The organism is Bradyrhizobium vignae (assembly GCF_004114425.1).
Lineage (GTDB): Bacteria > Pseudomonadota > Alphaproteobacteria > Rhizobiales > Xanthobacteraceae > Bradyrhizobium > Bradyrhizobium vignae.
Genome location: NZ_RDQF01000104.1, coordinates 1 through 12,410, shown reverse-complemented (window position 1 = coordinate 12,410; position 12,410 = coordinate 1). Strand labels below are relative to the sequence as shown.

Here is a 12,410-nt window from a genome sequence, read left to right as displayed (position 1 = left end):
ACCAACCATCCGTTGCTTTCGCCGCAGAAAGCGAGCGCTTGGGCGGCACCTGCGCGAGCCTCCTCGAAAACGTCCGTATCAATCGATGCTCGCGCTACCTTAACGCCTATGCGGTCTTCCCTGCGCCCTCTGTTTGGAGGGGGAGCAAGACGGGAGCAAAACTCGGGCGACGTGAGCCGCGAGGCTGCGGGCGTGTGTCTGCGATTGAGCTGTGAGGGGAAAGAGCGATCCGCGAACTCCGTCATGGCGAGCGCAGCGAAGCAATCCAGAATCCTTCCGCGGAGGGACTCTGGATTGCTTCGTCGCCACCGCAAAATTGCTTCGCAATTTGTCGCGGGCTCCTCGCAATGACGACGCGGCACGCAGGTTCGCCTCCCATCCGGGGCCCGGATTTCGGATGTGCCCCAGTTGCGCCGACCCGCTGCCCTCTCGCGCGACGGAATATTTCCACGCTTGCCAATCAGGCCACCGCGGTTCAGAAAAAAGAGCCAAGAAGAAACGCGAGCGGAGACTCTGTTTTGACCATCAAGGGCAAAGCCTACATTGCCGGGATCTACGAACACCCGACCCGGCATGCGCCGGACAAATCCACCGCCCAGCTCCACGCCGAGGTCGCCAAGGGAGCGATCGAGGATGCCGGGATAAGCAAGGACGATGTCGACGGCTATTTCTGCGCGGGCGATGCGCCCGGCGGCGCCTGGCCGATGGTCGATTATCTCGGCCTGAACACCAAGAAGCTCCGCCACGTCGATTCCACCGAGACCGGCGGCTGCTCCTACATCATCCATCTCGGCCATGCGGCGGAGGCGATCGCGGCGGGCAAGTGCTCGATCGCGCTGATCACGTTGGCCGGCAAGCCGCGCACCGGCGTGATGCCGCCGCGCGCCGCCGGAGCCGAGGTCGATTTCGAGTCTGCCTACGGCGCAACGACGCACAATGCTTACGGCATGTGTGCCATGCGTCATATGCACGACTATGGCACCACCTCGGAGCAGCTCGCCTGGATCAAGGTCGCAGCCTCGCATCACGCGCAATACAATCCGCATGCGATGCTCAAGGACGTCGTCACGGTCGAGGACGTGCTGAACTCGCCAATGATCTCCGATCCCCTGCATCGCATGGATTGCTGCGTCGTTTCCGACGGCGGCGGTGCGCTGATCGTGACCACGCCGGAGATCGCGAAGAGCCTGAAGAAGCCGCTGGTCAGGTTGATCGGTCATGGCGAAGCCATGAAGGGCCCGCGCGGCGGCAAGGATCTCGATCTCACTTACTCCGCGGGCGTCTGGTCCGGCCCGCGTGCGTTCGAGGAAGCCGGGATCACGCCGAAGGACATCAAATACGCCTCGATCTACGACAGCTTCACCATCACGGTGCTGATGCAGCTCGAGGACCTCGGCTTCTGCAAGAAGGGCGAGGGCGGCAAGTTCGTCGCCGACGGGAACCTGATCTCGGGTGTCGGCAAGCTGCCGTTCAACACCGATGGCGGCGGCCTCTGCAGCAACCATCCGGTCAACCGCGGCGGCATGACCAAGATCCTCGAGGCTGTGCGGCAGCTGCGCGGCGAGGCGCATCCGAAGGTGCAGGTCAAGAACTGCGATCTCGCCATCGCCCACGGCACCGGCGGCCTTTTGGGCGTTCGCCATGCCGCCTCGACGGCCATTCTGGAGCGCGTGTGATGAGCGAAGTGAAAAAGTATCCGGCCCCCGTGACGAACCCCGAAACCGCCGCGTTCTGGGACGCGGCGAAAGAGGGCAAGTTCATGATCAAGCGCTGCACCGCCTGCGGCGAAGCGCATTACTTCCCGCGCTCGATCTGCCCGTTCTGCTACTCCGACAAGACGGTGTGGGAGCAGGCGTCCGGTGAGGGCACGATCTACACCTACAGCCTGATGCGGAAGTCGCCGACCGGGCCTTACGCCATCGGCTACGTCACGCTGAAGGAGGGGCCATCGGTGCAGACCAATTTCGTCGACTGCGATCTCGAGAAGCTCAAGATCGGCCAGAAGGTGAAGGTGGTGTTCAAGCCAACGGATGGCGCACCGCTGCCTTTCTTCACGGTGGCATAGGACGGTCCTCATCCTGAGGAGCTTGCGAAGCAAAGCGTCTCGAAGGATGGCCACGACAAAGAAGCGTTTCGGGCATCCTCATGGTTCGAGACGGCGCAAGAGCGCCTCCTCACCATGAGGATGAGAACCAGAGGAAACCAGAGAAAATGTCCGCCAGATACGAAGAACTCAAAGGCCTGAAAAACCTCGGCCAGAAATATGCCTACACCGACCGCGAGGTCATGCTCTATGCCTACGGCATCGGACTCGGCGCCGATCCCATGGACGAGAAGGAGCTCGCCTTCGTCAACGAGGGCACGCTGACGCCGCGGCCGCTGAAGGTGGTGCCGACGTTCGCCTCCGTCGCTGCCTGGGGTTCGGGCCCTGGCGAGATGAACCTCAACCGCGTCATGGTGGTGGACGGCGAGCGCGACATCACCTTCCACCAGCCGCTGCCGGTCGCCGCCAACATCACTGCCGACTCCTCCGTGCTCGAGGTCTACGACAAGGGCAAGGACAAGGGCGTCGTCATCAGCCATCAAACCGTGCTGAAGAACGAGAAGGGCGAGAAGCTCGCGACGCTCGTTGCTTCGCGTTTCGCGCGCGGCGACGGCGGCTTCGGTGGCCCGAACTTGACCCAGCCCGATCCGCACAGGATCCCGTCGCGCAGCCCGGACAAGACCATCGACATCACGACGCGTCCGGATCAGGCACTCGTCTATCGCCTCTGCGGCGACCGTAACCCGCTGCATTCAGATCCGGAGTTTGCGAAGAAGGCCGGCTTCCCGCGCCCGATCCTGCACGGCATGTGCACCTACGGCATCACCTGCCGCGGCGTGCTCCAGACCTATGCCGACTACGACCCTTCTGCCTTCCGCCAGCACGTCGCGCGGTTCTCTTCGCCGGTCTATCCCGGCGAGACCGTGACCATGGATCTCTGGAAAGACGGCAACGTGATCTCGTTCGAAGCCAAGGTGAAGTCGCGCAGCGTCACCGTGATCAAGAACGGCAAGACGGTGCTGGGTTAGCCGCTCTCGTGCCCCGGAAGCAGCGCAGCGCTCCTTGGCAGTGCGTGCAGAGCCGGGGCCCATAGGCTGCGACCAACAAACTGGGTCCCGGCTCTGCGACGCAGCGTTTCACGCTGCATCGCGTCCGGGACACGAAGAACAACAAACAGGGAGAAGCCACCATGGGACTACTCGACGGCAAGGTTGCGCTGATCACCGGCGCGGGCGGCGGGCTCGGTGAGGCCTACGCAAAACTGTTTGCGCGGGAAGGGGCCTCCATCGTCGTCAACGACCTCGGCGGGCCCCGCGACGGCTCCGGCGCCGACACCTCGATGGCCCAGAAGGTGGTGGACGCGATCAAGGCCGACGGCGGCAAGGCGGTTGCCAATGGCGCCGACATCTCCACCATGGAGGGCGGCCAGTCGGTGTTCGACGATGCCATCAAGCACTTTGGCCGCGCCGACATCCTGGTCAACAACGCCGGCATTTTGCGCGACCAGACCTTCGCAAAAGCCTCGGAGGCCGACTGGGACAAGGTCATCAAGGTCCACCTCAAGGGCACCTTTTGTTGCACCCTGCCGGTGTTTCGCTGGATGCGGGAAAATGGCGGCGGCGTCATCGTCAACACCTCCTCGACATCAGGGCTGATCGGCAATTTCGGCCAGACCAATTACGGCGCGGCCAAGGGTGGCATCTGGGGCCTGTCCAACGTGCTGGCGATCGAGGGCCGGAAGTACAACATCCGGATCTGGACGCTGGCCCCGGGCGCCCTGACCCGTATGACCGCAGACCTGCCCCGCTATAAGGAGAACCCCGGCGCGGCGCTGGGGCCGGACGGCATCGCGCCGGCCGTGCTATACATGGTCAGCGACTTGTCGGGCGACCAGACCGGCAAGGTGCTGGGCGTGTCCGGGCCGCGCGGCGTGCGTGAAATGCGGATGATGGAAATGGAAGGCTGGAAGCCGCCGCACTCGGGCTGGAAGGCCCAGGACATCGTCGATCATGCCAAGGAGATCTTCTTCTCCGAGGAGCAGATCAAGATGGGGGCGAGGCGGTTTTAGCTTTTCTGTCATTCCGGGGCGTGCGAAGCACGAACTAAGGTGCGCAATTGCGCACCAGGGTTCGGCTCTGCGAGCCGCCCCGGAATGACGACAGATGAAAGAGGCACTAGATGAAACTCACCGCCGATGCCAAGGGCACCTTCGCAATCGCGCCGACGCCGTTCCACGACGATGGCCGGATCGACGAGCGCTCGATCGACCGCCTGACCGACTTCTACGAGGAGGTCGGCTGCGACGGCGTCACGGTGCTCGGCATCATGGGTGAGGCCCCCAAGCTCGATGCCGCCGAGGCCGAGCAGGTGGCCGTGCGCTTCGTCAAGCGTGCCAAGAAGATGCAGGTGATCGTCGGCGTCTCCGCGCCGGGCTTTGCCACCATGCGCTCGCTGGCGAAGGCCTCGATGGATGCCGGCGCGGCCGGCGTGATGATCGCGCCGCCGCTCTCGCTTCGCACCGACGATCAGATCGTCGGCTATTTCAAGCAGGCGGCGGAAGCGATCGGCCCCGACGTGCCCTGGGTGCTCCAGGACTATCCGCTGACGCTCTCGGTGGTGTTCACGCCTGCCGTGATCCGCAAGATCGTCATGGACAATCCGAACTGCGTGATGCTCAAGCACGAGGACTGGCCGGGCCTGGAGAAGATCTCGGCGGTCCGCAATTTCCAGAAGGACGGCTCGCTTCGCCCGCTCTCGATCCTCTGCGGCAATGGCGGCCTGTTCCTGGATTTCGAGATGGAGCGCGGCGCCGACGGCGCCATGACTGGTTACGCCTTTCCCGAGCTTCTCATCGACGTCGTGCGCCTGTCGAAGCAAGGCAAGCGCGATACTGCGCACGATCTGTTCGACGCGCACCTGCCGCTGATCCGCTACGAACAGCAGCCCGGCGCCGGCCTTGCTGTGCGCAAATACGTGCTGCAGAAGCGCGGCGTCATCGCCTCCAGCGCCCAGCGCAAGCCCGGCGCGACCATCACGGCGGCGGCAAAGGCCGAGGTCGAGTACCTGCTGTCGCGCGTTGCCCGTGTCGACAAACGCGCCAATCTCGGCCCGCAATCCAGCGCCGCAGGTTAGTTGAATGGCCAAGACATCAACATCACGTCCGGCATCGACGATCCTCCTGCTGCGCGACGGCGCGGCACAGGAAATCGAGGTCTTCATGATGGTTCGCCATCATCAGATCGAGTTCAACTCGGGCGCGCTGGTGTTTCCCGGCGGCAGCGTCGATGCTGGCGACAAGGAGATCGTCGCCCGCTCCGACCTCTATTCGGGCGGCGAGGGATTGAGCGAAGCGGACCGCGGTTTTCGGATCGCCGCGATCCGCGAGACGTTTGAGGAAAGCGGCATCCTCTTGGCGCGGTCCAAGGACACGGGCACGCCAATCGATGCCAAGCGCGCCGGCGAGATCGCCGATGCGCACCGCGTTGCGCTCAACGAGCACAAGATCAGCTTCCTCAGCATCCTCGCGGACAATGGCCTCCAGCTCGCGCTCGACACGCTCGTGCCTTACGCGCACTGGATCACGCCGGAAGGCATGCCGAAGCGTTTCGACACCTGGTTCTTCCTGGCCGCCGCACCGCCGGACCAGCTCGGTGCCCACGACGGGCGCGAATCCACCGATTCGATCTGGGTCTCGCCGCGCGAGGCGGTGGCGGGTGGCGAGAGCGGCCGCTTCAAGCTGCCGTTTCCAACCACACGCAATTTGATCCGCCTCGCCAAGCAGCCGAACGTGAGCGCGGCGCTGGAGCACGCCCGCGGCCTGTCGATCGTCACGGTGATGCCGATCATGACCAAGACCGACACCGGCCGCCAGCTCCGGATCCCCCGCGAGGCCGGCTATGATGGCGAGGTGTTCGAGGTCGGCGCGGTCGGCTAAGACACTTCGACACGCAACGAACTATTGGTGCCTGCGAGGCCGCGCTGGTCGTCGAGCAACCCTGGATGCTGTCGCCTTCGCTGAGCTCAGTGCTGGCGCTGTCCGCGCTCGCGGTGTTCTCGACCGCAGCAGCGTTCGCGATCTACTTCCGCCTGATCCAGACCCTGGGCTCGGTCGGCACCACCGTGCAGGCTTACTTGCGGGTGCCCATCGGGGTCGCCATCAGCGTCGCCTTCCTCGGCGAGACCTTGAGCCGGACCGCCTGGACCGGCTCGGCCTGCGTCGTCGTGGGCGTCGCCGCCATGACCATCCCGGCCCGCAGGGCAGCCGGCGTCAAACTGTCGTAAGGCAGAGGCTGAAGAGGGCGGCGGCCCCGATATTAAGGATATTCCGCGTCCCGAGCCATGTTCCCCCCGGGCGGCAATACGTCGTATATTGGGTCTCCAGTAGCCCGGTCCTCAAACCACCAATGTCCGCCGAATTGACGCCGCTCCCTGAGAAAAGGCGAACATTCTCGCTCTCCATCGGTCAGCTCACCTTCGGCAGCTTTCTGTTGGTGCTGGCGGTGATCATCGTCACCTCGACCGCGAGCGTGATCGCGATCCGGCACATCGACACGACCTTCGCCGAGTTGCAGCGGCTGCAGAGCGTCGGCGACCTCGCCGAGGACATCGACCGCCGCATGAACGAGCTGCGGCTCGCCGCGCGCGATTTCGTCACAGATCCCGGCGCCGGCATCCAGTTCCAGCAGGTGGGCGAGGCGGCCTCGACGCTGAGTGACATCCTGAAGAAGACCCGCATCGAGCTCGCACCCGAGCAGCAGGACATGATCGACGGGGTCACCGAGCGGCTTGCGACCTATCGCAACGGCCTCGAGCGGATCTCGACGCTGATCGACCGCCGCGGCCAGCTGCTCGCCGGCCTGCCGCCGCTGCGCGACCGGTTCGACGCGGCGGTCGCAGCCACCGCGGACCGCGAGCTGGCCTCGCGCCTGTCAGAGGCGCAGAGCCGGATCGCGCTCGGATTGCTCGCGCGTAACCCGTCGGCGGCCGAGCAGGCCGCACAGGGCATGCGCGCGATGGATATCACCGATCCCAAGCTCAAGGTGGCGGTGAATGATTATGCCGAGGCGATCATGGCGGTCGCCGTCCGCGAGCGTCAGATCGCCGATATCGACCGCGAGGTGCTCGGCACCGAGGGCCGGCTGATCGGTCGCGTCACCGAATTGTTGCGCGAGGTCAGCGCCCGCCGCGGGCACGTGCTGTCGCGCGATTTTGCCCGCACGCTGACGGAGGCGCGATGGCAGAGCATCGTCCTCGGTACGGTCGGCGTGCTGATCGGCATCGGCGCTGCGTTGTTCGTTGTGCGCAGGACGGTGCGTCCGCTCGCCCAGATCGCGCGATCCATTCGCGCGCTTGCGGCCGGCCGGAAAGACACGTCAATTCCGTCCGCCGATCTCGAAAACGAGATCGGCGACATCGCACGGGCGGCCGAAGTGTTCCGCCGCGCGCTGGAGGAGGCCGACACGGCGCGCGAAGCGGCCGTGCGCGCGCTCACCGAGCAGCGTCTCGCCGAGGAGAGCTACCGAAAACTGTTCGAGGGCTCGGTCGACGGCATCTATGTGACGACGCCGGCCGGTGACCTCCTCAACGCCAATCCGGCCCTGGCGCGAATGATGGGCTATGACAGCCCGCAGCACCTTATCGACAGCATCAACGACATCGCCCACACGGTCTATGTCCATCCCGAGGCGCGCGCCGAATACCAGCGGCTGATGGCGCGCGACGGCATGGTCCGCGAATTCGAGTATCAGGTGCGCCAGCGCAGCGGCAACATCCTCTGGCTCTCCGACAGCGCCACGGGCGTGCGCGACGAGCAGGGCAACATCGTCCGCTACGAGGGTACGCTGCGCGACATCACCGACCAGAAACGCGCGGAAGACGCCATCGCCGAAGGCCGGCGCCTGCTCCAGCAGGTTATCGACACCGTGCCCGCGGTGATCAACGTCAAGGATCGCAATCTGCGCTACGTGCTGATGAACCGCTACATGGCGGGCATCTTCGGCATCGAGCCCGGTGACGCGCTCGGCCGGACCACAGCCGACCTGATGGCGCGCTATGGTGCGGCCAAGTCCGACGAGAACGACAAGAGGGTGCTCAAGCTGCGCAAAGGGCTCGGCTTCTACGAGGAGGAGTACCAGGATGCCTCCGGCAACATGCGGCAATGGCTGGTCAACAAGCTGCCGCTGCTCGATGCCGAGGGCGAGATCGAGCGGATCGTGACCGTTGCGCTCGACATCGGCGAGCGCAAACGCGGCGAGCAGGAGATGCGCAAGGCCAAGGAAGCCGCCGAAACCGCGCTGCGCAATCTGCGCGAGACGCAGGCCTCGCTGATCGAGGCGGAGAAGCTCGCCGCGCTTGGGCGGCTCGTCGCCGGTGTCGCCCACGAGGTCAACAATCCCGTCGGCATCAGCCTCACGGTCGCCTCCGCGCTGGAGCGCAAGACCGCGATATTCACTGCCGAAGTCGAGCGCGGCGAGCTTCGGCGCTCCACGCTCAACGACTTCCTCAACACCAGCCGCGATGCGTCCTCGCAGCTCGTCTCCAATCTCAACCGCGCCGCTGAGCTGATCCAGTCGTTCAAGCAGGTCGCCGCCGATCGCAATTATTCGGATCAGCGCACCTTCGATCTCGGCGACCTCACCGAGCAGGTGGTGATGAGCCTGCGGCCGGGCCTGCGCAAACACAATCTGACGCTCAATGTCGAGTGTCAGCCGGACCTGACCATGAACAGCTATCCCGGTCCGTACGGCCAGGTGCTGACCAATCTGTTCCTCAATTCGGTCGCGCACGCCTTCCCGGACGGTCGGCCGGGGACCATCGACATCCAGGTGCGCGAGTCCGGCAAGGACAATGTCGAGATCATCTTCTCTGACAATGGTTGCGGCATGTCGCTCGATGTCCGCCGCCGCGCCTTTGATCCGTTCTTCACGACACGGCGCGACCAGGGCGGCACCGGCCTCGGCCTGCACATCGTCTACAGCATCGTCACCAATCGGCTCGGCGGGCGACTCGATCTCGTTTCCGAACCGGGCGGCGGCACCCGTATCCAGATCATCCTGCCGCGCGTAGCGCCGCTCGAACAGGCGGCGGAATAATCAGTCGACGTCGGCGAGCTTGTGCAGCGTCGCGCCGAAAATCAGGCTGGCCTTGCCGACCAGCGCCGTGCCCGTCATCTCCGCGCGCGTATCCGTATGGGTGCCGCTGACGCCGATGCCGACCGGAGCAGGGCCGCCGAACAGCGGATTGTCGTCGCCCCGAGGCGACGTGTGCCGTTGCACCAGCATCTCGCCTTTGAAGGTGTTGTTGTCCTTCACCGTGTAGCTGCCGGTGTAATAGAGGTAGGCATCGCCGCCAAGAATCTTGCCGTCCCGGAAGAGAATCACGCCGCTGCCCTTGCCGACTCGACCATCGAGCAAGGTCACGTGAATTGAATAGAGGCCGTTCTTCATAACGTCCCGTAGGCCGGCCGCCATCGCCCAACGGCGTCACCGGTCCGCTTTTTATGCCAAAGCCGATCCCCTCGCGCAACGCGGCAGTTTGCCGGTCGGTTGCGAGAGCCTGCAGCGCGAGCCGTAGTTGTCCCGGCTTGTGCGTGAGGTCGTCATGGCCCTCTGATGGTGAGGCGAGGGCCGCCGTTACGAATCAGAGTTGGCCCGCGAAATGCATAACCATTGTTGCACTGGCCGCGGGGTGCTGGAGCAAGACGAACGTGACCAACTGGATCGATTCCGGCGGCGATGAGCCGCGTCTGTACAGTGCGCTTCCCACGAATTGCAGGAGCGAGCAACGGCGGATTGGCGGTGCGATACGCCGACGAAACTTGACGAGGCTGACGTCCACCTTGGCCTTGATTGCGCTCGCGGCCCCGTTTGGGCACGCGCGCGACCGTGGGCAGTTCGTCAACACCAATGCCGAATTGAAGGCATGGTTCGACAGTCTGCGCAGCGGCAAGGGACCTTGCTGCTCCGATGCCGACGGCTCGGCGCTCCAGGACTCCGACTGGGACAGCAAGAATGGACACTATCGCGTCCGCATCCCGCGCTATGGCTACGCGCTCGATGGTCAGCAGCAGGAGCTCGTCTGGGTCGACGTGCCCGAAGAGGCCGTGATCTCCGAGCCGAACCGGGTGGGGCGCACCATGGTCTGGCCGATCTACGGCTACATGGGCGTCACCATCCGCTGCTTTATGCCCGGTAGCATGACTTAGCCGCCGGGGGCTCACGTCGCCCCGGTGGCATGCCTGAGACGGCCCACGCCGCGTCACGTCAGGTGTATTTCTTGTCGCGCTCGAGCAGCTCGATGGAGATGCCTTCGGGGCCACGGATGAAGCAGATGCGCACGCCCGGCCGGATGGTCGTCGGCTCGCGTGTGAATGTGACGCCCCTGGCCTTGATCTCGGCGGCGACGGCGTCGATGTCCTTCACCGTCAGACCAAAATGGTCGAGACCCTGATGCGGATGTGGAGGTGGCGGGTTGACGGCATTATCGCCGTCCAGCGACGCCAAGAAGATCCTGGCGCCGCCGAGGTTCACCTCGAGCCGGCCTGGCGCGCGCACGATTTCACCACCGAGGATATCCCGGAGCCAGGCCGCCGTGGTCTCCGGATCGGGGCTGCGCAGATGGACGTGATCCCAAGTAACGGCGAATGGCATTTCGTATTCTCCCAGCCGGGTCGTTCGATGTTGCGGCGTATGTTAGTGGCCACGGCCGATGGTCGCTATGGCCTTGCCGACTCGCATGAAGCGCGGGAACCTTAATTCGTCCGCCGGATTAAGGTAAGCAGTGACCGGGTCCGTCGTTGATGGCGTTCGGCCGCGATCGGTGATGCAACCATGAGTGCCAGGCTCGACCGGATCGGATTGGGGCGCTTCGCGAGGGCCGGCGAACGACTGGCGCGAGCCGTAACGATCGCGAGCGTCTCGTTCGGCCGTAGCCTTCTGTGGCTGCTGGCGGCAATTATCGTCGGCTGCGGCATCTGGATGCTGCTGCCTCTTTCCAAAGGCAACAGTGCCGAGCCGGCGAGGCCGGAACTGGCGGCTGTTGAGACCGCTCCCGCAGGCGATACGTCCGCAGTGGCGTCGCCGGCGTCCGAAGCTCAGGTACCGGTCGCAGCAGAACTCGGTCGTCTCAGGATTTCATCGCAGACTTGGCGCCGCGGCGGCCTTGGCTCCAAAGTCCTGGTGACGTTCACGCTGCGAAACGACAATGACTATGCCGTAAAAGATATCGAGGTCGTCTGCGCCTTTACGCGGCGGGACGGCAGTCATCTTACCGACCGGAGCCGCGTGCTGGTGGATCCGGTCAGCATGAAGAGCCGCAAGACATTTGTGCATATCCCCATCGGCTTCGTTAACGTGAATGCCGATCAAGCGAAATGTTCGCTGGTTGCAGCACGTCGCGCTTAACTGCGGCGTGTTCCGGTAGCGGAAAAGTTACCCTCGTGGTCCTTGGCCGAAAAACCATGCATCGCCATTTGAACCGAACGGCTGGGGCCAGGAACCAATTGAAGGATCGCCTGTTGAGGCGGAGAGAGCCCACGCGGGGATGCGGGGGGCGGAGCGCGGCCGATGCCCATCTTTAGGTATTTCATTTTTGTCGGTGGAGCCTTGCTCGCACTGCTGTTCATGGCGGATTTCGTTTTCCCGGCGGCGCCCGTAGCGCAAGCCGTCGCGACCGCAAGCAACGAGCAGCCTCTGATCCGAATCCGGTCCGACCGTCATCTGCCTGAGCGCGTCGTGCTCGACACCAGCCAGCCGACGATTGCCGCACCCGCGGCAAGGACCGCCGCTGTTGCGGCTGCGCCCCAGCCGCCGGTACAGGAGGGTCTGTCGCCGGCGTTGGCCGAGATGTCGGCCAAGACGCGGGTTTCTCAGGCTCAAGCTTCTCCGGTGCACGCTCAGCCCAGGCGCAAGATCGTCAGGGCGCGTCCGGCGCCGCAGCCCGGTCGTCCCATGATGCTGGTCGCTCAGCAACCGCATTTCGGCCTCTTCAACACCACCTGGTGACGGCGTCGTCGACCCACCTCGATGGAGGCGGGAAGGGCTTTTTATTGGCCGGCCACTCTGCTAATTCGAACCGATCCGAACGCCGTCCGGTGCGCTGGTTCGTCGCCAGCGCCGGTCGGACGAATCTCGGTGGCCCGTTGCCGGGCCAGGGCGCTCGTAGCTCAGCTGGATAGAGCATCGGATTTCGATTCCGAGGGTCGGAGGTTCGAATCCTTCCGAGCGCGCCAGTCCTCAATTGTGTCCGGCCCGGAGACATGGGTAACGAAACGTACCTAAGAGATGGGTGACAACCTCGTGCCGATCGGGTTGTCGCGGGGTTTCAAAGTCATCTGCTCCAAGTTCGCTTCAAATTGAGATGGCCTGCA

Annotated in this window: 12 protein-coding genes, 1 tRNA gene and 1 pseudogene; 12 read left to right on the top strand and 2 right to left on the bottom strand. The window is 64.4% G+C overall.

Annotation, left to right across the window (positions count from 1 at the left end):
* The first annotated feature begins 518 nt into the window (after positions 1-518).
* The 8 genes and pseudogenes from EAV90_RS38215 (at position 519) to EAV90_RS38180 (ending at position 9,135) form a co-directional block, all read left to right on the top strand.
* Entirely contained in the window at positions 519-1,676 is a 1,158-nt protein-coding gene (locus tag EAV90_RS38215; protein ID WP_122402739.1) for a thiolase domain-containing protein, read from the top strand.
* Positions 1,676-2,065, top strand: coding sequence for a Zn-ribbon domain-containing OB-fold protein (locus EAV90_RS38210; RefSeq protein ID WP_122402740.1), 390 nt, complete (start codon positions 1,676-1,678; stop codon positions 2,063-2,065). Before EAV90_RS38215 ends, EAV90_RS38210 begins: the two co-directional genes overlap by 1 nt.
* A gap of 146 nt (positions 2,066-2,211) precedes the next feature.
* Positions 2,212-3,072 (top strand): MaoC family dehydratase, encoded by an 861-nt coding sequence (locus tag EAV90_RS38205; protein WP_122402741.1) that lies wholly within the window; start codon positions 2,212-2,214, stop codon positions 3,070-3,072.
* Between the two features lie 161 nt (positions 3,073-3,233).
* Positions 3,234-4,112: an SDR family oxidoreductase gene (locus EAV90_RS38200; RefSeq protein WP_122402742.1), complete on the top strand. Its 879-nt coding sequence runs from the start codon at positions 3,234-3,236 to the stop codon at positions 4,110-4,112.
* Between the two features lie 110 nt (positions 4,113-4,222).
* Positions 4,223-5,176 carry a dihydrodipicolinate synthase family protein gene (locus tag EAV90_RS38195; RefSeq protein ID WP_122402743.1) on the top strand — a complete coding sequence of 318 codons (954 nt, stop codon included), beginning with the start codon at positions 4,223-4,225 and terminating at the stop codon, positions 5,174-5,176.
* Positions 5,177-5,180: 4 nt separating this feature from the next.
* Positions 5,181-5,978: an NUDIX hydrolase gene (locus EAV90_RS38190; protein ID WP_129146378.1), complete on the top strand. Its 798-nt coding sequence runs from the start codon at positions 5,181-5,183 to the stop codon at positions 5,976-5,978.
* 38 nt (positions 5,979-6,016) lie between these two features.
* A pseudogene (locus tag EAV90_RS38185) lies at positions 6,017-6,325 on the top strand (EamA family transporter); the annotation flags it as partial.
* Between the two features lie 122 nt (positions 6,326-6,447).
* Positions 6,448-9,135: a PAS domain S-box protein gene (locus EAV90_RS38180; RefSeq protein WP_122402745.1), complete on the top strand. Its 2,688-nt coding sequence runs from the start codon at positions 6,448-6,450 to the stop codon at positions 9,133-9,135.
* Here EAV90_RS38180 and EAV90_RS38175 read toward each other — a convergent pair whose 3' ends face one another.
* Positions 9,136-9,489, bottom strand: a complete 354-nt coding sequence (locus EAV90_RS38175) for a GrlR family regulatory protein (RefSeq protein WP_162500233.1) — start codon at positions 9,487-9,489, stop codon at positions 9,136-9,138.
* 260 nt (positions 9,490-9,749) lie between these two features.
* Here EAV90_RS38175 and EAV90_RS38170 point away from each other — a divergent pair, with 260 nt between their 5' ends.
* On the top strand, positions 9,750-10,247 hold the full coding sequence (locus tag EAV90_RS38170; RefSeq protein WP_122402747.1) for a hypothetical protein: 498 nt from the start codon (positions 9,750-9,752) through the stop codon (positions 10,245-10,247).
* 58 nt (positions 10,248-10,305) lie between these two features.
* Here the strand turns inward: EAV90_RS38170 and EAV90_RS38165 are convergent, their stop codons facing one another.
* Positions 10,306-10,692 (bottom strand): VOC family protein, encoded by a 387-nt coding sequence (locus tag EAV90_RS38165; RefSeq protein WP_122402748.1) that lies wholly within the window; start codon positions 10,690-10,692, stop codon positions 10,306-10,308.
* Positions 10,693-10,872: 180 nt separating this feature from the next.
* On the opposite strand from EAV90_RS38165, the gene EAV90_RS38160 reads away from it, so the two are divergent.
* The 3 genes from EAV90_RS38160 to EAV90_RS38150 all read left to right on the top strand — a co-directional run bounded on the left by EAV90_RS38160 (position 10,873) and on the right by EAV90_RS38150 (position 12,272).
* Entirely contained in the window at positions 10,873-11,445 is a 573-nt protein-coding gene (locus EAV90_RS38160) for a hypothetical protein (RefSeq protein WP_122402749.1), read from the top strand.
* A gap of 162 nt (positions 11,446-11,607) precedes the next feature.
* The gene (locus tag EAV90_RS38155; protein ID WP_129146377.1) at positions 11,608-12,045 is read left to right on the top strand and encodes a hypothetical protein; all 438 of its coding nucleotides are present in this window, start codon (positions 11,608-11,610) and stop codon (positions 12,043-12,045) included.
* Positions 12,046-12,195: 150 nt separating this feature from the next.
* Positions 12,196-12,272, top strand: a tRNA-Arg gene (locus EAV90_RS38150).
* The last annotated feature ends 138 nt before the right edge of the window (positions 12,273-12,410 follow it).

What these genes read in the sequence shown, in the direction of transcription:
- EAV90_RS38210 (WP_122402740.1), top strand. Translation starts at nt 1,676, where the DNA reads ATGAGCGAAGTGAAAAAGTATCCGGCCCCCGTGACGAACCCCGAAACC.
- EAV90_RS38205 (WP_122402741.1), top strand. Translation starts at nt 2,212, where the DNA reads ATGTCCGCCAGATACGAAGAACTCAAAGGCCTGAAAAACCTCGGCCAG.
- EAV90_RS38200 (WP_122402742.1), top strand. Translation starts at nt 3,234, where the DNA reads ATGGGACTACTCGACGGCAAGGTTGCGCTGATCACCGGCGCGGGCGGC.
- EAV90_RS38195 (WP_122402743.1), top strand. Translation starts at nt 4,223, where the DNA reads ATGAAACTCACCGCCGATGCCAAGGGCACCTTCGCAATCGCGCCGACG.
- EAV90_RS38190 (WP_129146378.1), top strand. Translation starts at nt 5,181, where the DNA reads ATGGCCAAGACATCAACATCACGTCCGGCATCGACGATCCTCCTGCTG.
- EAV90_RS38180 (WP_122402745.1), top strand. Translation starts at nt 6,448, where the DNA reads ATGTCCGCCGAATTGACGCCGCTCCCTGAGAAAAGGCGAACATTCTCG.
- EAV90_RS38175 (WP_162500233.1), bottom strand. Translation starts at nt 9,489, where the DNA reads ATGAAGAACGGCCTCTATTCAATTCACGTGACCTTGCTCGATGGTCGA.
- EAV90_RS38165 (WP_122402748.1), bottom strand. Translation starts at nt 10,692, where the DNA reads ATGCCATTCGCCGTTACTTGGGATCACGTCCATCTGCGCAGCCCCGAT.
- EAV90_RS38160 (WP_122402749.1), top strand. Translation starts at nt 10,873, where the DNA reads ATGAGTGCCAGGCTCGACCGGATCGGATTGGGGCGCTTCGCGAGGGCC.
- EAV90_RS38155 (WP_129146377.1), top strand. Translation starts at nt 11,608, where the DNA reads ATGCCCATCTTTAGGTATTTCATTTTTGTCGGTGGAGCCTTGCTCGCA.